Annotated in this window: 26 protein-coding genes and 1 pseudogene; 11 read left to right on the forward strand and 16 right to left on the reverse strand. The window is 62.5% G+C overall.

Annotation, left to right across the window (positions count from 1 at the left end; all coding sequences use genetic code 11):
• Positions 1 to 5: 5 nt before the first annotated feature.
• The 4 genes and pseudogenes from ACZ5ZH_RS00780 to ACZ5ZH_RS00795 form a co-directional block, all read right to left on the reverse strand.
• Positions 6 to 413 (reverse strand): annotated as a pseudogene (locus ACZ5ZH_RS00780) (DUF2155 domain-containing protein); the annotation flags it as partial.
• On the reverse strand, positions 410 to 808 hold the full coding sequence (locus tag ACZ5ZH_RS00785; RefSeq protein ID WP_464771861.1) for an NADH:ubiquinone oxidoreductase subunit NDUFA12: 399 nt from the start codon (positions 806 to 808) through the stop codon (positions 410 to 412). The pseudogene ACZ5ZH_RS00780 and the gene ACZ5ZH_RS00785, both read right to left, overlap by 4 nt.
• Before the next feature lie 51 nt (positions 809 to 859).
• On the reverse strand, positions 860 to 1,387 hold the full coding sequence (locus tag ACZ5ZH_RS00790; RefSeq protein WP_464771862.1) for a DUF192 domain-containing protein: 528 nt from the start codon (positions 1,385 to 1,387) through the stop codon (positions 860 to 862).
• A gap of 65 nt (positions 1,388 to 1,452) precedes the next feature.
• On the reverse strand, positions 1,453 to 1,977 hold the full coding sequence (locus ACZ5ZH_RS00795) for a regulatory protein RecX (protein WP_464771863.1): 525 nt from the start codon (positions 1,975 to 1,977) through the stop codon (positions 1,453 to 1,455).
• Between the two features lie 201 nt (positions 1,978 to 2,178).
• Between ACZ5ZH_RS00795 and ACZ5ZH_RS00800 the strand changes: the two genes are divergently transcribed.
• The gene (locus ACZ5ZH_RS00800) at positions 2,179 to 3,900 is read left to right on the forward strand and encodes a fatty acyl-AMP ligase (protein ID WP_464772563.1); all 1,722 of its coding nucleotides are present in this window, start codon (positions 2,179 to 2,181) and stop codon (positions 3,898 to 3,900) included.
• Positions 3,901 to 4,037: 137 nt separating this feature from the next.
• Here ACZ5ZH_RS00800 and ACZ5ZH_RS00805 read toward each other — a convergent pair whose 3' ends face one another.
• The 4 genes from ACZ5ZH_RS00805 to cysS form a co-directional block, all read right to left on the reverse strand.
• Positions 4,038 to 4,790 (reverse strand): ParA family protein, encoded by a 753-nt coding sequence (locus tag ACZ5ZH_RS00805; protein ID WP_464771864.1) that lies wholly within the window; start codon positions 4,788 to 4,790, stop codon positions 4,038 to 4,040.
• A 162-nt stretch (positions 4,791 to 4,952) separates the two neighbouring features.
• On the reverse strand, positions 4,953 to 6,323 hold the full coding sequence (locus tag ACZ5ZH_RS00810; RefSeq protein WP_449471192.1) for a class II 3-deoxy-7-phosphoheptulonate synthase: 1,371 nt from the start codon (positions 6,321 to 6,323) through the stop codon (positions 4,953 to 4,955).
• Positions 6,324 to 6,478: 155 nt separating this feature from the next.
• Entirely contained in the window at positions 6,479 to 6,757 is a 279-nt protein-coding gene (locus ACZ5ZH_RS00815; RefSeq protein ID WP_460988162.1) for a Rap1a/Tai family immunity protein, read from the reverse strand.
• Between the two features lie 184 nt (positions 6,758 to 6,941).
• Complete coding sequence (cysS, locus tag ACZ5ZH_RS00820) at positions 6,942 to 8,459, reverse strand: cysteine--tRNA ligase (protein ID WP_464771865.1); 1,518 nt, start codon at positions 8,457 to 8,459, stop codon at positions 6,942 to 6,944.
• Positions 8,460 to 8,745: 286 nt separating this feature from the next.
• On the opposite strand from cysS, the gene ACZ5ZH_RS00825 reads away from it, so the two are divergent.
• The 3 genes from ACZ5ZH_RS00825 to ACZ5ZH_RS00835 all read left to right on the forward strand — a co-directional run bounded on the left by ACZ5ZH_RS00825 (position 8,746) and on the right by ACZ5ZH_RS00835 (position 11,286).
• Complete coding sequence (locus ACZ5ZH_RS00825; protein WP_464771866.1) at positions 8,746 to 9,456, forward strand: Bax inhibitor-1/YccA family protein; 711 nt, start codon at positions 8,746 to 8,748, stop codon at positions 9,454 to 9,456.
• Positions 9,457 to 9,458: 2 nt separating this feature from the next.
• Positions 9,459 to 9,734 (forward strand): TFIIB-type zinc ribbon-containing protein, encoded by a 276-nt coding sequence (locus ACZ5ZH_RS00830; RefSeq protein WP_464772564.1) that lies wholly within the window; start codon positions 9,459 to 9,461, stop codon positions 9,732 to 9,734.
• A gap of 94 nt (positions 9,735 to 9,828) precedes the next feature.
• Positions 9,829 to 11,286, forward strand: coding sequence for a mannose-1-phosphate guanylyltransferase/mannose-6-phosphate isomerase (locus ACZ5ZH_RS00835; protein WP_464771867.1), 1,458 nt, complete (start codon positions 9,829 to 9,831; stop codon positions 11,284 to 11,286).
• Positions 11,287 to 11,408: 122 nt separating this feature from the next.
• Here ACZ5ZH_RS00835 and polA read toward each other — a convergent pair whose 3' ends face one another.
• The 8 genes from polA to aroQ form a co-directional block, all read right to left on the reverse strand.
• Positions 11,409 to 14,195: a DNA polymerase I gene (gene polA / locus ACZ5ZH_RS00840; RefSeq protein ID WP_464771868.1), complete on the reverse strand. Its 2,787-nt coding sequence runs from the start codon at positions 14,193 to 14,195 to the stop codon at positions 11,409 to 11,411.
• 520 nt (positions 14,196 to 14,715) lie between these two features.
• Positions 14,716 to 14,958, reverse strand: a complete 243-nt coding sequence (locus ACZ5ZH_RS00845; protein WP_449471279.1) for a hypothetical protein — start codon at positions 14,956 to 14,958, stop codon at positions 14,716 to 14,718.
• A 109-nt stretch (positions 14,959 to 15,067) separates the two neighbouring features.
• Complete coding sequence (locus ACZ5ZH_RS00850) at positions 15,068 to 15,367, reverse strand: GIY-YIG nuclease family protein (RefSeq protein ID WP_464771869.1); 300 nt, start codon at positions 15,365 to 15,367, stop codon at positions 15,068 to 15,070.
• 69 nt (positions 15,368 to 15,436) lie between these two features.
• Entirely contained in the window at positions 15,437 to 15,781 is a 345-nt protein-coding gene (gene arsC, locus ACZ5ZH_RS00855; RefSeq protein WP_464771870.1) for an arsenate reductase (glutaredoxin), read from the reverse strand.
• Between the two features lie 14 nt (positions 15,782 to 15,795).
• Entirely contained in the window at positions 15,796 to 15,990 is a 195-nt protein-coding gene (locus ACZ5ZH_RS00860) for a hypothetical protein (RefSeq protein WP_464771871.1), read from the reverse strand.
• A gap of 68 nt (positions 15,991 to 16,058) precedes the next feature.
• Positions 16,059 to 17,405, reverse strand: coding sequence for an acetyl-CoA carboxylase biotin carboxylase subunit (gene accC, locus ACZ5ZH_RS00865; RefSeq protein WP_464771872.1), 1,347 nt, complete (start codon positions 17,403 to 17,405; stop codon positions 16,059 to 16,061).
• Between the two features lie 9 nt (positions 17,406 to 17,414).
• Complete coding sequence (gene accB / locus ACZ5ZH_RS00870) at positions 17,415 to 17,894, reverse strand: acetyl-CoA carboxylase biotin carboxyl carrier protein (protein ID WP_464771873.1); 480 nt, start codon at positions 17,892 to 17,894, stop codon at positions 17,415 to 17,417.
• Positions 17,895 to 17,978: 84 nt separating this feature from the next.
• A complete protein-coding gene (gene aroQ, locus ACZ5ZH_RS00875) occupies positions 17,979 to 18,419 on the reverse strand; it encodes a type II 3-dehydroquinate dehydratase (RefSeq protein WP_460987493.1) in 441 nt (146 codons plus the stop codon).
• 120 nt (positions 18,420 to 18,539) lie between these two features.
• Between aroQ and thiS the strand changes: the two genes are divergently transcribed.
• The 7 genes from thiS (at position 18,540) to ACZ5ZH_RS00910 (ending at position 25,767) form a co-directional block, all read left to right on the forward strand.
• On the forward strand, positions 18,540 to 19,541 hold the full coding sequence (gene thiS, locus ACZ5ZH_RS00880) for a sulfur carrier protein ThiS (RefSeq protein WP_460987494.1): 1,002 nt from the start codon (positions 18,540 to 18,542) through the stop codon (positions 19,539 to 19,541).
• A gap of 159 nt (positions 19,542 to 19,700) precedes the next feature.
• The gene (locus ACZ5ZH_RS00885) at positions 19,701 to 20,411 is read left to right on the forward strand and encodes a CoA transferase subunit A (protein ID WP_464771874.1); all 711 of its coding nucleotides are present in this window, start codon (positions 19,701 to 19,703) and stop codon (positions 20,409 to 20,411) included.
• On the forward strand, positions 20,411 to 21,046 hold the full coding sequence (locus ACZ5ZH_RS00890; RefSeq protein WP_464771875.1) for a CoA transferase subunit B: 636 nt from the start codon (positions 20,411 to 20,413) through the stop codon (positions 21,044 to 21,046). The genes ACZ5ZH_RS00885 and ACZ5ZH_RS00890 overlap by 1 nt, the downstream gene beginning before the upstream one ends.
• A gap of 10 nt (positions 21,047 to 21,056) precedes the next feature.
• Positions 21,057 to 21,497: an HIT family protein gene (locus ACZ5ZH_RS00895; RefSeq protein ID WP_464771876.1), complete on the forward strand. Its 441-nt coding sequence runs from the start codon at positions 21,057 to 21,059 to the stop codon at positions 21,495 to 21,497.
• Between the two features lie 42 nt (positions 21,498 to 21,539).
• Positions 21,540 to 22,838 (forward strand): glycosyltransferase family 4 protein, encoded by a 1,299-nt coding sequence (locus tag ACZ5ZH_RS00900; RefSeq protein WP_464771877.1) that lies wholly within the window; start codon positions 21,540 to 21,542, stop codon positions 22,836 to 22,838.
• A 75-nt stretch (positions 22,839 to 22,913) separates the two neighbouring features.
• A complete protein-coding gene (locus tag ACZ5ZH_RS00905) occupies positions 22,914 to 24,506 on the forward strand; it encodes a capsular polysaccharide export protein, LipB/KpsS family (RefSeq protein WP_464772565.1) in 1,593 nt (530 codons plus the stop codon).
• A complete protein-coding gene (locus ACZ5ZH_RS00910) occupies positions 24,499 to 25,767 on the forward strand; it encodes a capsule biosynthesis protein (RefSeq protein ID WP_464771878.1) in 1,269 nt (422 codons plus the stop codon). The genes ACZ5ZH_RS00905 and ACZ5ZH_RS00910 overlap by 8 nt, the downstream gene beginning before the upstream one ends.
• The last annotated feature ends 139 nt before the right edge of the window (positions 25,768 to 25,906 follow it).

The following is a 25,906-nucleotide window of genomic DNA, read 5'->3' on the forward strand; positions in this document are numbered from 1 at the left end:
CGTTCCTTGAACAGCCAGCCCGAAAAGTTGCGGCGCCACTTATTGTCGGCGGTGCTGCGCACATCGAGTTGAACGAAAGCCCCGGTTTCGTGAACATTTTCCCAGGGGGCGGTCATCTCACACGCCTGCAGGCGGACGATTGCGTCGCCTACGCGTAAGGCGTCGCCGGGCTTCATCGTGAGGTCGGTGGTGATGCCGTTGCGCTTGTTGAGCAGGCCGATCACCGCGACGCGATTCGCCATGGGCGTGCCAGGCAGGGCAGAAGAATCGCCATTGCGAATCTTCTGCCCCTCGATCTTCACGGGGCCGGTCTGGTTCGCAGTGGGAAGTTCATCGCCGCCACAGGCCGCAAGCGACAACAGCAGGGCGAGGGGCAGGATCGGCAGGACCGTCCCCGCCGGGCGCAGGGTCATGATGCGCCGGGGCTCCACGCTTCATAATCGCCGGTCGCGCGCTGGCGCTGCGCACCCTTTTCCAGCGCACCCGTGGGCCGGTAAGCATTGGGAGTGCCAGTCGCGTTGGGCGTGAAATCCCGTTCCCAGATACGGGGCGGGGGGAGGAAGCTTTCCGGCGTTCCTTCGATCGTGTGATGCAGCCACCCATGCCATTCCGCAGGCACGCGGCTAGCGTCGTTATTGCCGTTGTAGATTACCCAGCGGCGGGTGTGGCCGTGCACGTCCGTGCCGCCTTCATAATAGACATTGCCCTGATGGTCCTCGCCCACTTTCTTGCCCTTGCGGGAGGTATAAAGTGCGGTGCCGATGGTCGCGCCATTCCACCAGGTGAAGATCTTGGCCAGGATTCCCATGGGGCAAGCGCTTAGCGCCTGCTGTGGGGGATTGGCAAGGCGGATATGGCGTCAGCGGGTGCGCGGCGGGCAGAAATCGAGGTTGGCGGGGCTTTTGACCGCAGGATCGACGCAGCTGCCCCAAGATACGCTGTCGCCCTCGGCGATGCCGAGTTCAGCGGCCCGCCCGCCTCGCAGTTCAAGGACGGCCGCCACCGGAACGCCAGCGGACACCGGCACGCGTGAATAGGGTGCGGCATTGGCGGCGATGAAGGCGATCACCCCGTCGGTGCGGATGAAGATCATGTCGAGCGGGATCAGGGTGTCCTTCATCCAGAAGCTGGCGGTGCGGGGCGGCGACATGGGAAAGAGCATGCCGCTATTTGCATCCAGGGACTTGCGGAACATCAGGCCCTTTTCCTGCTCCTTTTCGGAGATGGCGGTTTCCACCGCAAAACGATGCCTTCCCAAGTCCGTACGGATTTCAAGGGGGAGCAGATTGGTCTGCTGGTTTGTAGGGCTGGCGGTCTTTTCCGCCTTGGGCTGAGTGGGAGAACAGGCGGCTAAAACCGCGACCAGCAAGGGAAAGGCGATCCGCATCCTGCTGTGCTAGCCTATCCGGGAGTAGTGGCGCCACAGATTTTGCGAAGCCCCATGGCGCGCCGTCACTGGTCGGGGTCTGGCGGTTCGCCTGGAGCAGCGTCCGTCCAGCGACGGGCAGTGTCGAAACTGTGGCCTGCGCGCAGGAAAGCGGCGATGGCCTTTTCACGCTGCTTAGGATCGGTTGCTGCCGTGGCATAGGGGCCGAGGCGTTTGCGGCGGGCGAAACGATCGGCCGCAGCCCAGCTGTCGTTATCGACCTGAGCGTCCGCTTCTTCCCGATCAGTGTCCGCTATGCCATCGGCGCGCAGGGTCTGTGCAACGCGGCGTGCGCCATAGCCGCGACGGGTCAGCGCCGCGCTTTTCATGACGGCAAAGCTGCGATCATCGACATAGCGCAGTTCGGCCAATCGCTCGACGAGCCGTTCCGGCGCGGGCGGACCTTCGCCAGCCCATCCGCGTTCCTGCAACTTGCGGTTGAGATAAGCGAGCAGCTTCGCCCGGCTCGTCGCGAAACGGCCGACGTAACGCAGGGCCAGATCGCGCAGGCTATCGCCATCCAGCGGCGGTCGGGGGCGTTTGCCGGTCATATGAGCGCCTTCATGGCAATGGTTTATGCGACGGGCGCCTTGATTATGCCACAGTGGGGCCGGAATTTTACCGCGCCTCATGCTGTAGAAGGCCAAGCTGGAATGCAACTATCCGGTGCATTGCCGCGTCAAAGATGATAGCGGCGCGCCCGGATGACAAGATTGAAATTGGGTGAAACCAATATGACGGGTTCGCAAAGCATGATGGCACCGACGCCGACCAATGACGCCCTTCCCCGGCGCTTCTCGGATTTCGAGACGCTGGGCGAGGCGCTCGACTATGCGGCGCAGGGTCAGCGCGGGCTGAATTTTCATGATGCGCGGGGCAATCTGGCGCGACCCTATCCCTTTGCCGAACTGCGCGCCGATGCCATCGCATGCGCCCACCGCCTGATCGCCCATGGTGTGAAGCCGGAGCATCGCGTGGCTCTGGTGGCCGAAACGGGTACGGACTTTGCGCAACTTTTCTTCGGCATTATCTATGCCGGTGCGTGGCCGGTGCCGCTGCCGCTGCCCACCAGCTTTGGCGGCAAGGAAAGCTATATCGACCAGCTGAATGTCCAATTGGATAGCTGTGATCCGATGCTGTTCCTCTTCCCCAAGGAGCTGGAAGAGATGGCGGGTGAGTCAGGCCGTCAGAAGGATGTCGAGAGCATCGCTTTCGAGGACTTCATCGCGCGGGAGGCCGTGGCCTGCGATCTGCCGCAGGCGAAGGGCGAGGAAATCGCCTATCTGCAATATTCGAGCGGTTCGACCCGCTTCCCCCATGGCGTCGCGGTGACGCACCATGCGCTGCTCAGCAACCTCGCCGCGCACAGCCATGGCATGCAGGTGCAGGATAGCGATCGCTGCATCAGCTGGCTGCCTTGGTATCATGACATGGGTCTAGTCGGCTGCTTCCTGTCCGTCGTCGCTAACCAGGTGTCGACCGATTATATGAAGACCGAGGATTTTGCCCGTCGTCCGCTCGCGTGGCTGGACCTCATCAGCCGCAATGAAGGCACCTCGATCAGCTATTCGCCGACATTCGGCTACGACATTTGCGCACGGCGCATGTCGAGCCAGACGAAGGCTCAGGATCGGTTCGACCTGTCGCGCTGGCGGCTCGCGGGCAATGGCGCGGACATGATCCGGCCCGACGTGATGCAGAGCTTCGTCGACGCCTTCGCTGATGCGGGTTTCTCGCCCAAGGCTTTCCTGCCGAGCTATGGTCTGGCCGAAGCCACGTTGGCGGTCACCATCATGCCGCCAGGTGAGGGTATCATCGTCGAGCTGGTCGAGGAAACCGACCTGTCGGGCGGCGACGCGACCGAGGGACGCCCGCAACGCTTTCGTTCGATCGTCAATTGCGGCAAGCCCGCGCGCGACATGATTGTGGAAATTCGTGATGAGGACGGCGGACTGCTGAACGAGCGGCAGATCGGCAAGGTCTGGACCACTGGCCCGTCGCTGATGGTCGGATATTTCCGCGATCAGGAGGCTACCGACGCCTGCATGGCGGATGGTTGGCTGGACACGGGCGACATGGGATATCTGAGCGACGGCTATCTCTACATTGTCGGCCGCGCCAAGGACATGATCATCATCAATGGCAAGAATCACTGGCCGCAGGATATTGAGTGGGCCGTTGAGCAACTGCCGGGCTTCAAGCAGGGCGACATCGCGGCCTTCGCGATCACCACGCCGGGCGGCGAGGAAGCGCCTGCGGTGCTGGTGCATTGCCGCACGTCGGACAATGATGAGCGTACGCGGCTGCGTGACCAGATTCGCGAGCGGGTGCGGGCGATCACGGGCATGAACTGTGTCGTGGAGCTGGTGCCGCCGCGTACCTTGCCGAGGACAAGCTCGGGCAAATTGAGCCGGTCGAAGGCGCGGAACCTGTATCTGACGGGTGAGATAAGGCCCTACGATATCGCGGCTTGAGCGGGGCGTACGCTTCTGAACGCATTGAGGTATATTATAACTTCCGTTCGGGCTGAGCTTGTCGAAGCCCTTCACTTCTTTTCAGAGAAGTAGAGCCCTTCGACAAGCTCAGGGGAAACGGCGGTTCAGTAGCGTTTTTAGCTCGCCTTCAGCACCTGCCGCTCGATCGTCGTCCACAGGCCTGCGAAAGCCTGCGCCGGGGGTGAAGACGCCGCGAAGGCACCCAGCGCCTTCCTCTTCACCGTCATCTGTTCGACCATGCTGGCCATCGGGACAGCGGGCCAGCCGGGCTGTTCCTCCAGCGCCTTGCGGTGAAGTGCGCGGCGGCGGTCGACCATGGAATAGACGGGCAGGATCGGTGGATGCGATCCGCCGCGCTGGACGAGGTAGCGCGCTACTTCGCCCATTGCGCGTTGCGACAGGGGCGAGGGGATGACGGGAATCACGATCATGTCGGCGGCACGCAGTACCTGTTCGCTGGTTTCAGTGAGGCCGGGTGGGCAATCCAGGATGATGCGGTCATAATCCTTGCCCAGATTTTCAATCAGCTTTGCGAGCCGCTTCTTCTTGTCCATCTCGCGAAAGAGGTGGTCGAGGCTGCGCAGAGAGGTGTCGGCGGCGATCAGGTCGAGGCCGGGCACGGTCGAAGGCTGGATGAGCTTACGCACCTCCACATCCTTGCTGAAGATCGCCTGCGCCGCGTCGCGGCTCTGCTTGTCAGTGGAGATGAGCCAGCTGGCCGCAGCCTGCGGATCAAGGTCCCACAGCAGCGTCCGTCGCCGCGAGATGGATGCAGATGCCCAAGCCAGATTGATCGCGAAAGTGGTTTTGCCAACGCCACCTTTGAGGCTGTAGACGGCGATGGTCGCCAATGCCGGTTCCTTTGCCATGGGGTGAAAGCTACGGCTTTGACCCGCCAAAGCAAGCGGACAATCATAAGTTAATGACGCTGTCGTGACAGGATTGGTTTTCCCGTGTCCTCGGCGGGGAAGGCCCATGAAAAAACCCCGCCGGAAATATCCGGCGGGATTCTCTTCAATCGTTCTGAAGGATCAAGCCGCCGCGCGGCGCTCCTTCAGTTCCTCGTTCAGCATCTCCGCGAGCAGGAAGGCTAGTTCCAGGCTCTGTGCTGCGTTGAGGCGCGGGTCGCAATGGGTGTGGTAGCGATCGGCAAGGCCCTCGTCCGTGATGGCGATGGCGCCGCCGGTGCACTCCGTCACATTCTGCCCGGTCATTTCGGCATGGATGCCGCCGCCGAAGCTGCCCTCGGCCCGGTGCACGGCGAAGAAGCCGCGCACCTCGGCAAGGATGCGGTCGAACGGCCGCGTCTTGTAACCATTGGCCGCCTTGATCACGTTGCCGTGCATCGGGTCGCAGGACCACACCACCGGATGGCCTTCGCGCATCACGGCGCGGACCAGCTTGGGCAAGCCCGCCTCGATCTTGTCATGACCGTAGCGGGTGATGAGCGTGATGCGCCCGGCTTCCCGCGTCGGGTTCAGCACGTCGAGCAGGCGAATAAGCGCGTCGGGCTCAAGGCTCGGGCCGCATTTCATGCCGATCGGATTGCCGATGCCGCGCAGATATTCGACATGCGCTGAACCTTCGAACCGCGTGCGATCGCCGATCCAGAGCATGTGCGCGGACGTGTCGTACCAGTCGCCGGTCAGCGAATCCTGACGGGTCAGCGCCTCCTCATAGGGAAGGAGCAGCGCCTCATGGCTGGTGTAGAAGCTGGTTCCGCCAAGCTGCGGCACAGTCTCCGGCGACAGGCCGCAGGCGCGCATGAAGTCGAGCGCCGCGCCGATCTGGTCGGCCACAGCGTCGAACTTCGCCGCGAGCGGGCTGCGGCCCATGAAATCCAGCATCCAGCCATGCACGCGATCCAGGCTGGCATAACCGCCGGTCGAGAAGGCGCGCAGCAGATTGAGCGTCGCGGCCGACTGGTTGTAGGCGCGGATCATGCGCTGGGCATCGGGCTCGCGCGATTCCGGCGTGAAGGCGATGTCGTTGACATTGTCGCCGCGATAGCTGGGCAATTCGACGCCACCGATCGTTTCCGTATCCGCCGAGCGCGGCTTGGCGAACTGGCCCGCCATGCGGCCGACCTTCACGATCGGCAGCTTGGACGCGAAGGTCAGCACTACCGCCATCTGCAACAGCACGCGGAACGTGTCGCGGATGTTGTTCGGGTGGAACTCCGCGAAGCTTTCGGCGCAGTCGCCGCCTTGTAGCAGGAATGCCTCGCCGGTCGTGACCTTGGCGAGTTCAGCCTTCAGGTTTCGCGCTTCGCCGGCAAAGACGAGCGGGGGAAATTGGCTGAGCTGACCTTCCACGGCGGCCAGCGCCTGTGCGTCACGATAGAAGGGCATCTGAATGCCCTTATGCTCCCGCCAGCTTCCCGGCGTCCACTTCGCCGTCACGTCATGTCTCCTCATGCTAAAAATAGTGGCCGCCCCTACGCCCATGTGGGAATCAAAGCAAGTTTATACCATCCCCATCCAGGATGCGGCGCGGAGAAGGCGGGTTTCAGGTGCAGCGGATTGTCCACGTGCTGCGCGAACCAAGTTCCGCCGCTTCATTTCTTGCAAGGATAATGCTCGTTCAGCGCGATACTGACGATGACCGAGGCAGGGGCGTTGCGCTGGTCGGGATAGCGTTCAAGATAGGCGACGACGATGCGTCGCACTTCTTCCGCCAGCATCCGGTCAGGCCAGCAATTAGGCTGGGCGCGACCAATGAACACGTCCTTCTTGATGCCGTCCACCGCGCCGACGATGTACGCGGTGCAGGCCAGCGCATATTCCGGCGCCTTGTTGCGGCACTTTGCGCGCAGCGTGGTGCCGGTTTCGAACATGAAATGCTGGGCGACGGCCGGCGGAGTGGCCAACGGGCTCCCGAACAGGAGCAGAGCTGTCAGAATGTGCCATTTCATGAGCGGATGGTGCGCTTCCTGCACTGGTCTGTCCAGCCGGGCAGGCGCGCGCGCGACACGGACTGGCGCATTATTACGAAACCGTAACATAGGGTAAATAAAGGATTTACCCTAGCCTTGGCCGCCATTCCCAGCGCTGCGGGTCACCGTCCATGACGTCGATGCCACGTTCGATGAGAGCATCCCTGATTTGGTCCGACAGGGCGAAATCCTTTTCCGCGCGAGCATTCTGGCGGCGATCGAGTTCCGCCTCCACCTCGGCGGGCGTCGTTTGCGCGTCCTTGGGCGTGATCCGAAGGTCCGCGCGGCTCAGCTGGAGGAGGTTGAGCCCCAACGCCTGATCGAACGCGGCGATCAGGCACAGCTTCTCATCGACCGGCACCTTCTTGATGGCAATCGCCTCTTCCAGCAGTGGTAGAGCGCGCGGGGTCATCAGATCGTCGCTGATCGCGGCGTCGAACTGTTCGAGCAGCGGCGCGAGCTTGGGATGAAGGTTGGCGCGGAGGTAATCCAGGCGGGGCGACTGCCAGGTTACGCCTTCGGCGCGGCTTTTCAGCCCCTCAACCGCCATGATCAGACGCTTGAGGCGAGTGAGGGCCGCGCCGACGCTCTCCGCGCTGAACTCCAGTTCGCTGCGATAATGGGCGCCCAGGCACAGCAGCCTGTAGGCGAGCGGATGCACGCCCGCGTCGATCAGCGAGAAGAGGGTGGTGAAGCCGCCCTTCGACTTGCTCATCTTGCCTTGGCGATCGACGAGAAAATTGTTGTGCATCCACCAGCGCGCACCGGTGAAGCCGGGTTGCGCATCGCTGCAGCCGCAATAAGCCTGATTCTGCGCGATCTCGTTGGGATGGTGAATTTCCCGATGGTCAATGCCGCCGGTGTGAATGTCGAACGGATGACCAAGGCGCGCCTCGCTCATGACCGAGCATTCGAGATGCCATCCTGGCGCGCCCTTGCCCCAAGGGGAATCCCATTCCATCTGGCGCTGGTCGCCCGGTGGGGACTTACGCCAGATGGCGAAGTCCGACGGGTTGCGCTTGCCCGCTACCGGATCGATGCGGGCGTGGGCAGCATCGTCCCGCCCGCCCGCCAGTGCGCCATAGTCGGGAACGGTGCTGCTGTCGAAATAAAGGCCGCTTTCCAGCTCATAGCAGTGCGCCGGCGCGATCTTCTGCGCGAACTCGATCATCTGCGGGACATAGTCGGTCGCGACGGTCCATTCGCTGGGGGCCATGATGTTGAGGTCGGCGATGTTGCGCTTGAAGGCGTCGGTATAGTGGGCAGCTATGTCCCAGATGCTCTTCGCCTGGGCACGGGCGGCGGCCTCCATCTTGTCATCACCCGCGTCGGCGTCGCTGGTAAGGTGGCCGACGTCGGTGATGTTGATGATGTGAGTGACGTCCAAGCCCTTCCACAGCAGCGTGCGGCGCAGCGTGTCCGTGAAGACATAGGCGCGCAGATTGCCGAGATGGGCATAGTTATAGACGGTAGGGCCGCAGCTGTAGACGCGCGCGTGGTTCGCGTCGATCGGAGCGAAAGGTTCGACCGTACGGGTCAGGCTGTTGAAGAGGCGCAAGGGCGCGTCGGCATGCTGCTCGGCAGGGGTGAACTGGTCGCTCATGGAGCGAAGCCATGCGGCGGTTCAACTGACCCGTCAACTCTCGCGTGGACTTGTAACAAATTGTTGCTGGCGGGCCGGTGGGTTGCGTTCCTGCGTTCTACTTCCGATATTGCCTGTGCGGGCCGGGCCCCTCTGGCGGTTGGAGTTGATCCAGCTGTGATGTCGGACCGCATCGAGTGCGCTCGGTGCAGGTTCGTGGGGCTGTCCCCCCTCTAGCCTCGCGAAGACGGCGCCGGGCCACTCGATCCACATGATGTTTGTTGTTGAAGGATGGAGTTTTAACGCCGTGAACAATCCCGTTCGTACACCCAATTATGGGACGACACAGGCGGCGCAACATGACGCCGGGCTGCGTAGTCACATGCTGGGCGTTTTCCGTAACATGGGGATCGGCTTGGTCATCACTGGCCTGGTCGCTGCCTTCATCGGCAATACGCCCGCGCTGGCCGCCGCGATTTTCAACACGCCGCTCAAATGGGTGGCTATCTTCGCGCCGCTGGCGTTCGTGTTCTTTTTCAGCTTCCGCATTGAAAAGATGACGACGGCTGGCGCGCGGATGGCCTTCTGGGCCTTTTCCGCCGTCATGGGCGTGTCGCTGGCCAGCATCTTCCTGGTCTTCACTGGGGCGAGCATCGCACAGGCCTTCTTCTCGGCGGCGGTGATGTTCCTTGCCATGGCGTTGTGGGGTTATACCACCGGGCGTGACTTGTCGAAAATGGGCTCATTCCTGATCATGGGCCTGATCGGCATATTGGGCGCGAGCCTCATCAACATCTTCATTGACTCATCGGCCATGCAGATGGTGATCTCGATCATCGGCGTAGTTGTCTTCACCGGTCTGACGGCGTGGGACGTGCAGCGGATCAAGTCCGAATATTTCGCCTATGCTGGCCATGAAGTGGCGCAGAAGATGCAGGTCATGGGTGCGCTGTCGCTGTACCTGAACTTCGTGAACCTGTTCCAGATGCTGCTCAGCCTGACCGGCGAACGGGAATAATGATGCGCACTCCCGAAGCCGTGTCGGCCATGCTCTGCCCGGTCTGTCATGTCGGACTTTCGATGACGGATCGGCAGGGGGTAGAGATTGATTATTGCCCACAATGCCGCGGCGTGTGGCTGGACCGGGGCGAACTCGACAAGATCATCGAGCGGTCAGGCTCTGCCGCAACTCCGGCGCCGCAGCAGGCGCATTACCGGCCCGACCGCGACTATCGTGACGACGGCCGCAATCATAAGAAGCGCAAGAAGAGCTTCCTGGAAGAACTATTCGATTAGGACGGCCATCGTGCCGTCCTTTTTTTGAAGCGCTTGCCTCTGGCGGCTGATCCATTAGAGCTTGGCCCAACTTCACCTTAACGGCCAGGATTTCATGTCGACAAGCAATGCACCTCATGTCGAGGTTACGCCCGTCATTCTTGCGGGAGGATCGGGTACTCGGCTCTGGCCACTGTCGCGCAAATCCTATCCCAAGCAGTTCGTGCCGCTATTGAGCGATACGACATTGTTCCAATCGGTCGCGCGACGTCTTTCAGGGCAGGCTCAGGGATTTTCCTTTGACCGGCCGCTGGTCCTCACCAATTCGCTGTTCCGCTTCATCATCGCCGAGCAGCTGGCGAAGGAAAATATTGACCCGCAGGCGATCCTGATCGAGCCGGAAGGGCGCAACACCGCGCCCGCTATCCTGGCTGCCGCGCTGCATCTGGTGGCGCGCAAGCCGGACGCGATCATGCTGGTTGCGCCGTCCGACCATGTCGTGCCCGATGTTGCGGCGTTTCATGCAGCCGTGGGCAAGGGGCTGGGCGCAGCGCAGGGTGGCGACCTTGTCACCTTCGGGATCAGCCCGACGCGGCCCGAGACGGGCTATGGCTATCTTCAGGCACAGAACAAGCCGGATGGTTCGGGTGCGCCGATCAAGCTCGCCAGCTTCGTTGAAAAGCCCAATGCGGCGCGGGCGGAGGAGATGCTGGCGACGGGCGATTATCTGTGGAATGCGGGTATTTTCCTTTTTGCTGCAAAGGACCTGATCGCCGCTTTCGAGCAACATGCGCCTGCGATCCTGTCGGCTGTGCGAGCTGCCGTTGAGCAGGCGGAGAGCGATCTCGGCTTCCTTCGATTGGCTGCAGAGCCTTGGGGGCAGGCGGAAAGCGTCGCCATCGACTATGCGATCATGGAGCGGGCCGACAATCTCTCGGTCGTGCCGTTCGATGCGGAATGGTCCGACCTTGGCGGCTGGGATGCGGTGTGGAGCCATTCGCAGCCGGATGAGAATGGCGTGGCGCTATCGGGTGCTGCGACGGCGTTGGATTGCCGCGACACATTGCTGCGGTCGGAGAGCGAGGGGTTGGAACTGGTCGGGCTCGGTCTCAACAATATCGTGGCGGTGGCTATGAACGATGCGGTGCTGATCGCCGACAAATCGCGCACGCAGGATGTGAAGCTGGTCGTGGAGGCGCTGCAGGGCAAGGGCGCGCCGCAGGCGGAGGCTTTCCCGAAGGATCATAGGCCGTGGGGCTGGTATGAGAGCCTGGTCGTCGGCTCGCGCTTCCAAGTGAAGCGCATCACAGTTCTGCCTGGCGCCTCGCTCAGCCTGCAAAGCCATTTCCATCGATCGGAACATTGGATCGTCGTCGAGGGGACGGCCAAGGTGACGGTGGGCGAAGACGTTCAGCTGCTGTCGGAGAACCAGTCCGTATATGTGCCGGTAGGCGCCGTTCACCGGATCGAAAATCCGGGCCGCATCCCGATGGTGTTTATCGAGGTGCAGACCGGGTCCTATGTGGGCGAAGATGACATCGTGCGGTATGAGGACCGATACGCGCGGAATTGATAGGCCCAAACACCTAGGCCGTCATCCCAAGCGGAAGCTGGGATCGCGTGAGGCTCGGTTGTGCCCTATCGCCTGAGATCCCAGCCTCCGCTGGGATGACGGTTTTGGGTTGAGGTGAAACTTCAGTGCGCCGCTCCCCAGCTTGGGCCGTGACCGATTTCCACGCCTAGCGGCACGCTGAGCTTCACGATCGGTTCGGCGGCAGTTTCCATGACTTGGCGGATGACGGCGCTGGCTGGCTCCACATCCGCTTCGGGCAGTTCGAAAACCAGTTCGTCATGGACCTGGAGCAGCATCTTCACATTGTGCAGCCCTTCGGCCGCTAGCGCCGGTCCCATGCGGGCCATGGCGCGTTTGATGATGTCGGCGCTGGTGCCCTGAATGGGCGCGTTGATGGCGGCGCGCTCGGCGCCTTGGCGCTCGTGCTGGATGGGCGCTTTGATGCGCGGGAACCATGTTTTTCGGCCAAAGAGCGTTTCAGTGTAGCCGCGCGCGCGCGCCTTTTCGAGGGTTTCGGTAATGTAGAGGCTGATCCCGGGGAAGCGCTCATAATAGCGGCTGATCATGTCCTGCGCTTCGTCGGCGCTGATCTCCAGCCGTCCGGCGAGGCCCCAGCGGGAAATGCCGTAGAGGATGGCGAAGTTGATCGTCTTGGCTCGACCGCGCGTGTCGCGGTTCACTTCACCGAACAGCTGCTGGGCCGTGGCGGCGTGAATGTCTTCGCCTGCAAGGAAGGCTTCTCGGAGCGCCGGGACATCGGCGATATGGGCGGCGAGGCGCAGTTCGATCTGGCTGTAGTCTGCCGCGAGGATGACGTTGCCCGGTTCGGCGACGAAGGCGTGGCGGATCTGGCGGCCCACTTCGGTGCGGATCGGGATGTTTTGCAGGTTGGGATCGGTCGAGGACAGGCGGCCTGTCTGCGCGCCGGACAGTGAATAGCTGGTGTGGACGCGGGCGCTGTCCCTGTTGATCTGGGCCTGGAGCGCGTCGGTGTAGGTCGATTTGAGCTTGGACAGTTGGCGCCAGTCCAAAATCTTTCCGGCGATTTCCGCGCCTTGGGCCTTCAATTGCTCAAGGATGGTGACGTCGGTGGAATAGGCGCCCGACTTGCCCTTCTTGCCACCCTTGTAGCCCATCTTGTCGAACAGGATCGCGCCCAGTTGCTGGGTCGATCCGATGGCGAAAGGCTGGCCCGCAATGGCGTGGATTTCGCCTTCCAGCTTGGCGATTTCGGCGGTGAATTCGGCGGAGAGGCGGGAGAGGGCTTCGCGATCGACCTTGATGCCTTCATGCTCCATCTTCGCGATGACGGAGACAAGCGGGCGGTCCACCAGTTCATAGACGCGGGTCGCGCCTTCGTTGGCGATGCGGTTCTTGTAGATTTTCCACAGGCGCAGCGTGACGTCGGCGTCCTCGGCGGCATATTCGGTCGCCTTGTCGAGCGGGACTTCGGCGAAGCTGATCTGGCTCTTGCCGGTGCCGCACACGTCCTTGAAGCTGATGCATGTGTGATTGAGGTGGACCTTGGCCGCCTCGTCCATGCCGTGGCCTGCGAGACTTTGTCCGGCGTCGAGGTCGAAGCTCATGACGATGGTGTCGTCATAGGGCGCGATTTCGATGCCGTGGCGGCGCATGACGGTCAGGTCATATTTGAGGTTCTGACCGATCTTGAGGACGCTGTCGTCTTCGAGCAGCGGCTTGAGCTTCGCAAGGACGAGGTCCTTGGCAAGCTGTTCGGGCTTCTCCGCGAACATGTCCTTCCCGCCATGACCCACCGGAATGTAGCAGGCCGCGTTTGGCCCCACGGCCAGGCTCACGCCGACGAGCGCGCAGGATACGCAGTCGAGCATGTCCGTTTCGGTATCGACGGCGACGAAACCCTCGGCATGGGCGGCGGCGATCCAGCGATCGAGCGCGTCTTCCGTCACCACCGTTTCATAGAGGCTGCGGTCGATCGGCGGCTCTTCTTCGAGGACCGGGGCGGACGGGGGCGTGCTTTCCGTAACGGCGAGCGCGGCGGTCGCGACCGCGACGGCGGCGGCGGGCGCGCCGAGGCGGGTCAGGAGCGACTTGAAGCCGTGATGTTCCAGGAAGGTCTGGAGCGGTTCAGGCGGAATGCCCTTTAACGTCAGGTCCTCCAGCGGTTCGGGCAGGTCCATGCCGTCGTGCAGCGCCACCAGCCTGCGCGACAGGCGCGCCATGTCGGCATGGGCGATGAGGTTTTCCTGCATCTTCGACTTCTTCATCGAAGGCGCGGCCTCAAGCGCGGCTTCCAACCCGCCATATTCGCTGATCAGCTTGGCGGCGGTCTTGGGGCCGATGCCGGGGATGCCGGGGACATTGTCGACGCTGTCGCCCATCAACGCGAGGACATCGCCCAGCTGCTCCGGCTGGACGCCGAACTTCGTCATCACATAATCCGCGCCGCGCCGCTCATTCTTCATCGTGTCGTACATGTCGACGCCGGGCTGGATGAGCTGCATCAGGTCCTTGTCGGAGCTGACGATGGTGACGTGCCAGCCCGCCGCGACGGCGGCTTTGGTATAGCTGGCGATGATGTCGTCGGCCTCGAAGCCCGCTTCCTCGATGCAGGGGAGGGTGAAAGCGCGGGTCGCGTCGCGGATCATCGGGAATTGCGGGACCAGATCCTCCGGCGCGGGCGGGCGGTTCGCCTTATACTGATCGTACATGTCGTTGCGGAAGGTGTGGCTGCCCTTGTCCAGCACTACCGCGAGATGGGTAGGGCCTTCCGCCTTGCCCAGTTCCTCGGCCAGCTTCCAGAGCATCGTGGTGTAGCCATAGACCGCGCCGACGGGCTGACCATGCTTGTTGGTGAGCGGCGGAAGCTGGTGATAGGCGCGGAAGATGTAGCCGCTGCCGTCGACGAGGTAGAGATGATTCTGGGCCATGGGCGCAGGGGATAGCGGGTAATGCTGGGTGGCTCCAGTGGGGTTGGTTGAGATGGCCGTCCCCGTGATTGGACACGCTGTCCGGAGGGACAGATGAAAATAGGAGCTGCTTTTGCGGACTGGCGAACGCAGCGGCAAAAAATGGCGGTTTTCCGTCGAAGTTCACACCATATGCGCGCGCGAGCCTGAGCGCGCGTGTGCGCGAGGGCGCATGTGCCGGACGTTTCAAAGAGGGATCGAGGATAAGCGCGCCGATGCGGGATAGGACAGGGTGAAATCGCGCGGTGTTGGAGAAATAGGATGGTTTTTGAGATTACTGTGGTCGTTGGGTAACGGTCGATATTTTCGCGTCGTTATTCGTCACCCCGGCCCTGACCCAGGTCTCTTTTTTTCTCTGGTGCCGATCGGGAGGAGGAAGCGGGACCCAGGGTCACGTCCGGGGTGACGACTGGAGCGAACGTCGTCAAACGACCATATCCAGACAGTGACATTGCCGCCGACAGCAAAAAAGCCGACATTTTCACCTCATGGCGAAGGCCACGCCGTAAACGAAAGAAGCTACGCAGAATATGTAAGCCGCGAATGCGGCCATGCCGTAGGGCTTGATTGCTCGAAAAGTCACAACAGCCGTAGCTAACGCTAAGGCCACGAAAAATCCGCCAACGAGCCAAGGTGATTGCTTCCCCATCGAAGGCAGCATCGAAATATACATTAGAATACCGAAGCAGAGCGCGCCGAACGTTGGCTTAATCCATTCGATCATTCCACGCTCTCTCCGGCGGTCGGTAACGTGACCTTTATGACCTAAACCGGCCAGTCCGCAATCCACCCATCTCGTCACCCCGGGCTTGACCCGGGGTCCCGCTGCCTTTTCATGCCAGCAGGTTGAATAGGTCCCGCCAGTCAGGATTGGCGCGCTCGATCAGGTCGTATTTCCATTCTCGCCGCCAGCGTTTGAGGCGCTTTTCATGTTCGATGCAGGCGGCGATGTCATCGCTGCGTTCGGCCCAGATGAGGCGGGTGAGGCCATAGCGGGCGCAGAAGTCGGAGCCGGTGCCCGAGCGGCGCTGGTGGATGCGGGAAGGGAGGTCCGAAGTCACGCCGACATAGAGTGTGCCGCGATAGCGGTTGGACATGATGTAGACCCAGCCGCCTTTTCTTTCGCGATCCATGCGGTGCGCTCTTGAAGAAGAAGCGGGACCCCGGGTCAAGCCCGGGGTGACGATGAGGATTGGGTGGGGTTAGAGGACTTCGGTTGCGCGTTCGGGTGGGCGGGCGATGACGGCGTCTTTTTCCGTGATGACGATGGCGCGTTCGATCAGGATCGGGTGTTGCGCCATGGCGTCGAGGACGGCCTTGTCGTCCGTCACGTCGAGGCCGATTTCCTTGACGATCCGCTCGCCCTTGCGGAGCGCCTCGGAAGGGCGGACGCCCGCCTTGGCCAGAACCGCTTCGATTTCGGAGCGGCTGGGCGGGGTTTTTAGATACTCTACTATCTCGACCTCAACCCCCGACGTCCCCTCCAGGATCGCGAGCGCGGCGCGCGATTTGGAACAGCGGGGGTTGTGCCAGATGGTCGCTATCATCGCTTCGACTTCCTTTATCGCCCTTGCTCGATCGGATTGCCCGACTGGTAGAGTTCAACTTCCATATTGGAAAAGAAGTATTTGAAGTTCCAATAAGCATAATAGGGGAGGGCAAGGCCGAAGGTGACCACGCAGAGAAGAAGAAGCCCGAGCGACATGATAAAATATTCCATGAAATGCCCGGTAAAAACGATCTTTCCCTTTTGCATGTCCATTCCCCCTTTTTATGAACCGTCTGTAGATGGCGCGGAAAGCCCCCCCCTTCCGCGCACATATATCATTCCTCTCGGGCCAACCACTCTTCCAGCCACTTGATCGTGTAGTCGCCGTTCAGGAATTCGGGGTCCTTGAGCAGCTTCTGGTGGAGCGGGATCGTGGTCTTCATGCCCTCGATTACATATTCCTCCAGCGCGCGCTTCAGGCGCATGATGCAGCCTTCGCGGGTGCGGCCGTAGACGATCAGCTTGCCTATCATGCTGTCGTAGTAAGGCGGCACGCGGTAGCCTTGATAGAGGCCGCTATCGACGCGGACATGCATGCCGCCCGGAACATGATAGCTGGTGACGGTGCCTGGCGATGGCGCGAAGGTCTTGGGGTCCTCCGCATTGATGCGGCATTCGATGGCGTGGCCTTTGAACTCGATATCCGCCTGCTCGACCGAAAGCGGCTTGCCTTCGGCGACGCGGATCTGTTCGCGGACGAGGTCCAGGCCGGTGATCATCTCCGTCACCGGATGTTCCACCTGCAGCCGGGTGTTCATCTCGATGAAGTAGAATTCGCCGTCTTCCCACAGGAATTCGATCGTGCCCGCGCCGCGATAGCCCATGTCGGCCATCGCCTTGCGCACCACTTCGCCCATCCGGTCGCGCTCGGCGGCGGAGAGAACGGGGGAGGGGGCTTCCTCCAGTACCTTCTGGTGGCGGCGCTGGAGCGAGCAGTCGCGCTCGCCCAAGTGGATGGCGTTGCCGTTGCCGTCGCCGAACACCTGAAATTCGATATGCCGGGGGTTGCCCAGATATTTTTCCATATAGACGGTGTCGTCGCCGAACGCCGCCTTGGCTTCGCTGCCCGCCTGCTTCATCGAGGTTTCGAGCAGGTCTTCGGATGGCACGACCTTCATGCCGCGACCGCCGCCGCCTGATGCCGCCTTGATGAGGACGGGGTAGCCGATCTTCGCGGCGACCGCTTTTGCTTCCTCAACGCTGGAGAGCGCGCCGTCGGAGCCGGGGACCAGCGGCAGGCCGAGCGCGCCAGCGGTGCGCTTCGCTTCGACCTTGTCGCCCATGATGCGGATATGTTCGGGCTTGGGGCCGACGAAGGCCAATCCATGCGCTTCCACGATTTCCGCGAACTGGGCGTTTTCCGACAGGAAGCCATAGCCCGGATGGATGGCGTCCGCGCCGGAGATTTCAGCGGCCGAGATGATCGCTGCGACGTTCAGATAGCTGTCCTTGGCGGCGGGCGGCCCGATGCAGATCGCTTCGTCGGCAAGGCGCACATGCATGGCGTCAGCGTCGGCGGTGGAGTGGACCGCCACCGTCTGGATGCCCATTTCATGGCAGGCGCGGTGGATGCGGAGCGCGATTTCGCCCCGGTTCGCGATCAGCAGCTTTTCGATGGCCATGGGCGCGCCTTATTCGATGACGATCAGCGGCTGGTCATATTCGACCGGCTGGCCGTTATCGACCAGGACAGCCTTGACCGTGCCAGCATTGGGCGCGGTGATGGCGTTCATGACTTTCATCGCTTCGACGATCAGCACGGTGTCGCCCGCCTTTACGGTCGAGCCGACGGCGGCATAGGGCGCGGCACCCGGTTCAGCCGACAGATAGGCGGTGCCCACGATCGGCGAGCGAACGGCGTTGGCGGCAACAGCAGCTGCGGCTTCGGCAGGGGCTGCGACGGGCGCGGCCACCGGCGCGGCAGCGGCCGGGGCTGCCACAGGAGCGGGCGCATAGGCGACGGCATTGGCGGCCTTGCGGGCGACGCGGATTTTCCGATCGCCGTCCTCTACCTCGATTTCCGTCAGGTTGGTGTCGTCGAGCAGGGCGGCGAGATCCCGCACCAGCTGCACGTCGACCTGCATTGCGCCCTTTTCAGCCTTATCGTTCATTTGAAGTCCCTGGACCGTAAAATCTCTTATGCGATGCCCGCGCCTATGCGCATTTGGGGCAAAGCGCAACTTTTGAGCGACGAGTTACAGCTCGAGCGCGGCTTCCAGTGCAAGCATATAGGAGAGCGGGCCGAAACCGGCGATCGTGCCCTTCGCCGCCATGCCCACATAGCTTTTATGGCGGAAGGGCTCGCGCTTGTGCGGGTTGGATAGGTGCACCTCTATGACGGGCACGCTGATGCCCTTGATCGCGTCGTGCAGCGCGATGGAGGTATGGGTGAGGCCGCCGGGATTGAGGATGACGGCATGCGCGCCTTCCTCATGCGCTTCCTGAAGCCAGTCGATCAGATGGCCTTCATGATTGGACTGGCGGAAATCGATTTCGACATGGGCGCGGGTGGCGGCATCCTCCATCCGCTCGGCAATGTCATCCAGCGTGTCATAGCCGTAGATTTCCGGCTCCCGCGTGCCCAGCATGTTGAGGTTGGGGCCGTTCAACACAAAGATTTTCCGCGCGTCGGCCATGGCATTCCCCCTTAGCATGTTGCGGCAGGGGCGTCGCGGCCCCTATATGCGCGGTGATCTTTAGCCTTTCGTGTCGCGCCAAGTCGAGACACGTTCTTTCGTAAGAGACAGGACAGAGCATTGCACGTTGACGGAACAGTATCGATCTCCATCAATGGCGAGCATCGCCGCGTGCGCGCGGGCATGACGCTGGCGGAACTGGCGAGCGAACTCGGCTTCGTGCCGGAAAAGGTCGCGGTGGAGCGCAACCTGGAGGTCGTGCCGCGCTCGACGCTGGCGCAGGTGTGCGTCGAGGATGGCGACGATCTGGAGATTGTGCACTTTGTGGGCGGTGGCGATGTGTCGGCGGTGGATGACGACAGCTGGACCGTCGCGGGCAAGACTTTCCGGTCGCGGCTGATTGTCGGCACCGGCAAATACAAGAATTTTGAGCAGAATGCGGCGGCGGTTGCGGCTTCGGGGGCGGAGATCGTCACCGTGGCGGTGCGGCGCGTCAATGTGTCGGACCCCAAGGCGCCGATGCTGACCGACTTCATCGATCCTAAGAAGATCACTTATCTGCCCAATACGGCGGGCTGTTTCACTGGCGAGGAGGCAATTCGCACGCTGCGGCTGGCGCGTGAGGCGGGCGGTTGGGACCTCGTCAAGCTGGAGGTGCTGGGCGAGGCGCGGACGCTCTATCCCGACATGGTGGAGACTTTGCGCGCGACCGAGGTGCTGGCCAAGGAAGGCTTCAAGCCGATGGTCTATTGCGTTGACGATCCGATCGCGGCCAAGCGGCTGGAGGATGCGGGCGCGGTGGCGATCATGCCGCTGGGCGCGCCGATCGGGTCGGGACTGGGTATCCAGAACCGGGTGACGATCCGCCTGATCGTGGAGGGCACGAAGCTGCCGGTGCTGGTGGATGCGGGCGTGGGCACGGCGTCGGAAGCGGCAGAGGCGATGGAGTTGGGCTGCACCGGCGTTCTGATGAACACGGCGATTGCTGAAGCGAAGGACCCGGTGCTGATGGCGGCGGCTATGAAGGCCGGGGTGGAAGCCGGGCGCATGGCCTATCGCGCCGGGCGGATGGGGAAGCGCATGTATGCCGATCCGTCGAGCCCGCTTGCCGGGTTGATTTAAGCGCTTTGTGCTCCTGCGCAGGCAGGAGTGACCAGGTTAGGGCGGGACTGGGTTCCTGCCTTCGCAGGAACACCGGAGCGCTACTTTCGCCATTGCAGCAAATTGACCCTCCGGCTGCTTCCCCCTATGGGCTGAAGCCATTCAGGAGGAGGAAAAGCGATGGTCAAGAAGCTATACCCCGATGCTGCGTCTGCGTTGGAGGGCCTTCTCTTCGATGGCATGCATCTTTGTGCAGGTGGCTTTGGACTTTGCGGAATTCCCGAGCGTCTGATCGACGCGATCCGTGATTCGGGGGTCAAGGACCTCACCATCGCCTCCAACAACGCCGGAATTGACGGCGAGGGGCTCGGCAAGCTGCTACGCACCCGGCAGGTCAAGAAGATGATCTCCTCCTATGTCGGCGAGAACAAGGAGTTCGAGCGGCAATATTTGGCAGGCGAGCTGGAGGTGGAGTTCTGTCCGCAAGGGACGCTGGCTGAGCGCTGCCGCGCGGGCGGCGCGGGCATTCCGGGCTTCTACACCAAGACGGGCGTCGGCACGGCGGTTGCCGAGGGTAAGGAAGTGAAGAGCTTCGACGGGCAGGACTATATCCTGGAACGTGGCATCTTCGCTGACGTGGCGATCATCAAGGGATGGAAGGCTGACGAAAGCGGCAACCTGATCTTCCGCAAGACTGCGCGCAACTTCAACGCGCCGATGGCGACCGCCGCGAAGATCTGCGTCGCCGAAGTCGAGGAAGTGGTGCCGGTCGGCAGCCTTGATCCCGACGCGATCCACCTGCCCGGCATTTATGTGAAGCGCATGATTGTCGGTTCGCCTTACGAGAAGAAGATCGAATTCCGCACCGTTCGCCAGAGGGAGACCGCCTGATGCCTTGGACTCGTGACGAGATGGCTGCGCGGGCGGCCAAGGAACTGAAGGACGGCTTCTATGTGAACCTTGGCATTGGCATTCCGACGCTGGTGGCGAACCATATTCCGGCGGGCGTGGAAGTGACGCTCCAGTCGGAAAATGGCATGCTGGGTATCGGTCCCTTTCCCTATGAGGGTGACGAAGACGCCGACCTGATCAATGCGGGCAAGCAGACGATCAGCGAACTGCCGAACAGCGTCTATTTCTCCAGCGCTGACAGCTTTGCCATGATCCGGGGCGGGCATATTGACCTGACCGTGCTGGGTGCGATGGAAGTCGCGGAAAATGGCGATATCGCGAACTGGATGATCCCCGGCAAGATGATCAAGGGCATGGGCGGCGCGATGGATTTGGTCGCGGGCGTCAAGAAGATCATTGTCGTCATGGAACATACGTCCAAGGACGGCAGCCCGAAGTTCATCCCGGCCTGCACCCTGCCGCTGACCGGCAAGAATGTGGTCGATATGATCGTCACCGACCTGTGTGTGTTCATGCGCGCAGACCATGACAGCCCGTTCAAGCTGGTTGAACTCGCGCCGGGCGTGACGGCGGAGGAAGTCGCCGCTAAGACCACGGCTCATTATCTGAGCTGAGGATTGTGGCATGAGCCTTGAGGGCACCTATGACGAAGGCAATGTCTTTGCATTGATCCTTCAGGGCAAAATCCCGTCGACCAAGCTGTATGAGGATGCGCATACATATGCCTTCCTCGACATCCAGCCGCAGTCGAAGGGGCACAGCCTGGTCATTTCCAAATGGTCGAAGGCGCGCAACATCCTTGAGATTGAGGATGAGGCACTGGCGCAGGTGATGGCGACGGTGAGGAAAGTCGCCAAGGCGACGGCCAAGGCGCTCGATCCCGACGGCATCCATGTCGCCCAGTTCAACGGCGCGCCTGCCGGGCAGACCGTGTTTCACCTGCATTTTCATATCGTGCCGCGCTGGCAGGGTGGGCCGATGGGCTTTTCCGCCCATGCCCAAGGCAATTTCGCTGATCCCGCTGCCCTCGAAGCGCTGGCGGAAGAGATACGTGCCCAGTTCTGAGCCGCGCGAATTTCATGACAAAGCCGATAGAGAAGCGCTGACATGGCGCTGAAACCGTTCAAGGCGCCGGGCGCCCGGCTGGCGCTGCGGTCGAAACCGGCGAGAAGCTATGTCTCGGCGGCCGATGGCAAGGCGGAGATCATCCTCGACATCTCGCGCCTATTGTCGCGCAGCTTCCATGCGGCGCCGACGGGCATCGACCGGGTCGAGTATGTCTATGCGCGTGAATTGCTGGAGCGGATACCGGAGCGGCTGGCCTTTGCCGCCGTGCATCCGGCGGGCGGCTATTATGGGCGGCTGAACAGTGCGGCGGTGCGGCAGTTTCTGGCCTTCACGGCGGCGCGTTGGCGCAACAGCAGCGCCAAGGATGAGGCGGCGAGCCGGGCCGCGGTGATCCGTCACCTGATCGCGCTGCGTCCCCGCCCGGTTCCCCGTGCCCGCAGCCCGCGCGTCTATCTGCAAGTGTCGCCCCATCATCTGGACGACCCGGCTCAGGTGGGCGCGATCCTGCGGGCGGAAGGCGCGCGTTTCGTGACGCTGGTGCATGATGTCATCCCGCTCACCCATCCGGAGTTCGCGCGGCCGCAGGGGGCGGAGGAACATCGGCGGCGGATTCGCACGATCGACCGCTATGCCGATGGCATCATCGGCAACAGCCAGGCGACGATCGATGCGCTTGGCCCCTTCATGACGCGGAGCATGGAAGGGCGCAGCCTGTGCGTCGCTCATTTCGGCTCTGACCCGCCCGATATTTTTGGGGGCGATAGGCATGAGGTGCCGTCGCGGCCTTATTTCGTTTACATCTCGACCATCGAGCCGCGAAAGAACCACCTGCTGCTGCTCAATCTGTGGCGGCGTCTGGTGGAGCGTTTGGGCGATCGGGCTCCGGTGCTGGTGCTGATCGGCCGTCGTGGCTGGGAAAATGAGAATGTCGTCGACATGCTGGAGCGCGCGGAAATCCTGCGCGGCCATGTCATCGAAGCGGGCAGCGTGCCGGACACGGAAATGCACGCGCTGGTCGCGGGGGCGCGGGCGATGCTGATGCCTTCGTTTGAGGAGGGGTTCGGCATTCCGGTGATCGAGGCGCTGTCGGTGGGTGTGCCGGTGATTTGCAGCGACATCGTCGCGCATCGGGAAGTTGGGGGAGAGGCTCCGGACTATCTCGATCCATTGGACGGGCTCGGATGGATGCGTTTGATCGAAGCCTATGCGCTGCCGGATGCACCCGAGCGCGAGGCGCAGATGGCGCGTATCAAGGCGTGGCGCGCGCCGCAATGGCGAGACTATTTCGATATCATCATGCAATTGCTGGAGAATGTGACGGCTAGCGCGCCCGCTTGACGTCCCTGCCGGGGGTGCGCATGAAAGTTTTGTGGACAATTGCTTTTCTGCTGGGTGCGGACGGGATTTGACGAAGTGACGCCGCTGCCCTTCCTGCGATCGCCGCCCTTTCCCGGAATTGCCCCGCGCGTGGCGGCGGTGAGCATTCTGCGCGAGCGGGCGAGTGAGCCGGATGAGGTTCCAGACAGCGTTATCGACCAGATCGCGGCGGCGCGGGTTGGCGGGGCCTTTTGGGGTCGCCAGCGCGAGGGCGTGAGGCTCGTCGCGCGAGCGGGGTGTCGTTTTCCCCGCGAGGGCTTGAGGCTGGATGAGATTGTGATTCTTCCGCTGCGGCAGTCAGCCAAGGCGTATGATCCCTGGGCGCTGGTGGCGCAGGCGCGCTCCGTCCACGCGGCGGCCGACGATGAGCTGGCGATCATTGCGGGGATGCTGGGCGTTGCTGTGCATGGACCTGATGGGGAAGTGATCGCGCCTGAACGGCTTCGGCTGGCGGCAAAGCGAGCGGTCGCGGCGGCCAGCTACCGGGATTGTTTCAGCGGCCAGGTGGTGGGCGTCGAGCAAGCCGTCGCGCAACTGGCGGAGTGGGGCCGCCATCTGCAAGGCAACCGGCATATCACCGCCGCCAGCGGCATAGCCTTTTGGAAGCGCGAAGCGATGCGGCGGTTCCTATGGGATGGGGTGCGTTCGCCGCCCTTCCTTTCCCCACGCGCCGGGGTGCGGCGGGCAAGGCGCGAGGGCGGAGCGCTGGCGGTCTGGCCATCGCGGGTGCCATCGTCCTTGCAGGCGGACGCGCCGGACGTTGCGGTTGCGCGGGTGGAGGATGGCTTCTTGCGGTCGAAGGGGCTGGGGGCCGCGCTGACGCCGCCGGGGTCGGTCGTCATCGACCGGTCTGGTATCTATTATGATGCGGGCGGGCCGAGCGATCTTGAGACGTTGCTTGCAACACATGCTTTTTCACCGGCGCTAGTGGAGCGCGCCGGTCGACTTCGCGCGACGATCCGGGCGACGGGCGTCACCAAATATGGGCAGGATGGTGGCCAGATGCCCAGCCTCCCTAGCGCCAAGCGCACGGTATTGGTCGTCGGGCAGGTGGAGGATGACCTGTCGGTCCAGCTTGGCGGCGCTGGGGTCGAGGGCAATCTGGGCCTGTTGAAGCGGGCGCGGCGGGCTGAGCCGGATGCCCATATCATCTACCGGCCCCATCCCGATGTGCAAGCCGGGCTGCGGCGCGGGCATTTGAGCGACGCCGTCGTGCATGAACATGCCGACGCGCTCGATTGTGGCGCACCGCTGATGACATTGGTGCAGGCGGTGGACGAAGTGCATGTGCTGTCATCGCTCACCGGGTTCGAGGCACTGCTGCGAGACCGGCCTGTCACGGTGCATGGCATGCCATTCTACGCCGGATGGGGCCTGACGCGAGACCTGGCCGAGCCCAATCCGCGTCGAGGGCGCAAGCTGACGATCGACCAGCTTGTGGCGGCCGCCCTGATTCTCTATCCACGTTACCTCGACCCGGTAACAGGTCTGCCCTGCGGCCCCGAAATCATGGTGGAGCGTTTGGGTAGTGGATCGACGTCATCAATTTCATGGCTGATCCGAATGCGGACGCTACAGGGGAAAATTAGAAGATTTATGACTTTGTCTGCCGAGCATCTCCATGGCTGACGACCAAGCCAAGACCTTCCTTTTCCTTCAGGGACCGCATGGACCCTTTTTCGCGATGCTGGCGGACGCGTTGCGCGCGCGCGGGCATGGCGCGCTGCGGATCAACATCAATGGCGGGGATAAGGTCGACTGGCCGGGGGAGGCGACGGACTATCGCGGGTCCTTCCGCAACTGGCCGCTTTTCTTCGATGATTTCATCGTCCAGCATGGCGTCACCGACCTGATCCTCTATGGCGATTGCCGCCCTTACCATGCGTCGGCGCACAAGATGGCGCGGCTGAGGGGTTTGCGCGTCCATGTGCTGGAGGAAGGCTATATCCGGCCGGATTTCATGACGTTGCAAGAGGACGGGGTGAACGGCAATTCGACGCTGCCGCTTGACCCGCAATGGTATCTGGACGAGGCGCTGGGCCTGCCGCCGGAGGGCGGGCGGGAGCCGCAAATTCCTTCGACCTTCCGCAGGCGCGCGGTGAATACGACGCGCAATGGGCTGGCGTCGGCGATGATGTGGCCGGTCTTTCCCTTTTACCGGACGCATCGGCCGCAAAGCTTCCTGCTGGAGGCGGCGGGATGGTTCAAGAAGCTGATGCTGCGAAAGCGTGACTTGCGTTTGTCGCGGACCCAGTGGGACGAGATTAAGGACAAGCCCTATTTCGCCCTGCCGCTACAGCTGGATTCGGACTATCAGATTCGCGTGCATTCGCCCTTCGGCAATATGCGCGCGGCCTTGCGGTTCGTGATCAAGAGCTTTGCCCGCTATGCGCCCGAGGGCACTAACCTGTTGGTGAAGCGGCATCCGCTGGATTCGGGATTGGTCGCCTGGGAGCGGTTGACGCGGCGGTTGGCGGCTCGCTATGGGGTGACGGATCGCGTCTACTATCTCGCCGACCTCGACATCGCGCAGGTGGTGGGCCGGTCGCTGGGCGTGGTGACGGTCAACAGCACGGTCGGCACGCTGGCGCTGAACAAGGGCAAGCCGGTGCTGGTGCTGGGACATGCTGTCTACAAGGTGCCCGGCGTTGTTTATAGGGGGACGCTGGACGAATTCTGGCTCGATCCGGGCGCGCCGGACCAGACTCTCTATGCGGCGTTCCGCCGGGTGCTGATCGATCGATGCCTGATCCGGGGCGGCCTGCTAAGCGATCAGGGCCTCGATATGCTGGTGAACAATGCCGTGGAGCGGCTTTGCGACGAGAGGCAGCAGGGGGAGCGCCGTTCGGATGGACCAGTGCGGCGGATCAATCTTGCGCGGGTCAGCTGAGGACCGGATTCGCGCGCCGCGTAGGGCGTTGTTCAGATAGCGGGTGAAGGCTGCATTGCGGACGGGAGGCCGCGCGCGGAGCCATGCTAGCGCGACGATGGGACGCCATCGGGAAAGCTGATCGGGCGTGACGCCGCTT

It is taken from the genome of Sphingobium sp. TomMM7A (genome assembly GCF_055397305.1).

Bases quoted from the DNA above. Each gene is read 5' to 3' on its own strand.
- ACZ5ZH_RS00785 (WP_464771861.1), bottom strand. From the start codon at position 808: ATGGGAATCCTGGCCAAGATCTTCACCTGGTGGAATGGCGCGACCATC.
- ACZ5ZH_RS00790 (WP_464771862.1), bottom strand. From the start codon at position 1,387: ATGCGGATCGCCTTTCCCTTGCTGGTCGCGGTTTTAGCCGCCTGTTCT.
- ACZ5ZH_RS00795 (WP_464771863.1), bottom strand. From the start codon at position 1,977: ATGACCGGCAAACGCCCCCGACCGCCGCTGGATGGCGATAGCCTGCGC.
- ACZ5ZH_RS00800 (WP_464772563.1), top strand. From the start codon at position 2,179: ATGATGGCACCGACGCCGACCAATGACGCCCTTCCCCGGCGCTTCTCG.
- ACZ5ZH_RS00805 (WP_464771864.1), bottom strand. From the start codon at position 4,790: ATGGCAAAGGAACCGGCATTGGCGACCATCGCCGTCTACAGCCTCAAA.
- ACZ5ZH_RS00815 (WP_460988162.1), bottom strand. From the start codon at position 6,757: ATGTTCGAAACCGGCACCACGCTGCGCGCAAAGTGCCGCAACAAGGCG.
- cysS (WP_464771865.1), bottom strand. From the start codon at position 8,459: ATGAGCGACCAGTTCACCCCTGCCGAGCAGCATGCCGACGCGCCCTTG.
- ACZ5ZH_RS00830 (WP_464772564.1), top strand. From the start codon at position 9,459: ATGCGCACTCCCGAAGCCGTGTCGGCCATGCTCTGCCCGGTCTGTCAT.
- ACZ5ZH_RS00835 (WP_464771867.1), top strand. From the start codon at position 9,829: ATGTCGACAAGCAATGCACCTCATGTCGAGGTTACGCCCGTCATTCTT.
- polA (WP_464771868.1), bottom strand. From the start codon at position 14,195: ATGGCCCAGAATCATCTCTACCTCGTCGACGGCAGCGGCTACATCTTC.
- ACZ5ZH_RS00845 (WP_449471279.1), bottom strand. From the start codon at position 14,958: ATGATCGAATGGATTAAGCCAACGTTCGGCGCGCTCTGCTTCGGTATT.
- ACZ5ZH_RS00850 (WP_464771869.1), bottom strand. From the start codon at position 15,367: ATGGATCGCGAAAGAAAAGGCGGCTGGGTCTACATCATGTCCAACCGC.
- arsC (WP_464771870.1), bottom strand. From the start codon at position 15,781: ATGATAGCGACCATCTGGCACAACCCCCGCTGTTCCAAATCGCGCGCC.
- ACZ5ZH_RS00860 (WP_464771871.1), bottom strand. From the start codon at position 15,990: ATGCAAAAGGGAAAGATCGTTTTTACCGGGCATTTCATGGAATATTTT.
- accC (WP_464771872.1), bottom strand. From the start codon at position 17,405: ATGGCCATCGAAAAGCTGCTGATCGCGAACCGGGGCGAAATCGCGCTC.
- accB (WP_464771873.1), bottom strand. From the start codon at position 17,894: ATGAACGATAAGGCTGAAAAGGGCGCAATGCAGGTCGACGTGCAGCTG.
- aroQ (WP_460987493.1), bottom strand. From the start codon at position 18,419: ATGGCCGACGCGCGGAAAATCTTTGTGTTGAACGGCCCCAACCTCAAC.
- ACZ5ZH_RS00885 (WP_464771874.1), top strand. From the start codon at position 19,701: ATGGTCAAGAAGCTATACCCCGATGCTGCGTCTGCGTTGGAGGGCCTT.
- ACZ5ZH_RS00890 (WP_464771875.1), top strand. From the start codon at position 20,411: ATGCCTTGGACTCGTGACGAGATGGCTGCGCGGGCGGCCAAGGAACTG.
- ACZ5ZH_RS00895 (WP_464771876.1), top strand. From the start codon at position 21,057: ATGAGCCTTGAGGGCACCTATGACGAAGGCAATGTCTTTGCATTGATC.
- ACZ5ZH_RS00900 (WP_464771877.1), top strand. From the start codon at position 21,540: ATGGCGCTGAAACCGTTCAAGGCGCCGGGCGCCCGGCTGGCGCTGCGG.
- ACZ5ZH_RS00910 (WP_464771878.1), top strand. From the start codon at position 24,499: ATGGCTGACGACCAAGCCAAGACCTTCCTTTTCCTTCAGGGACCGCAT.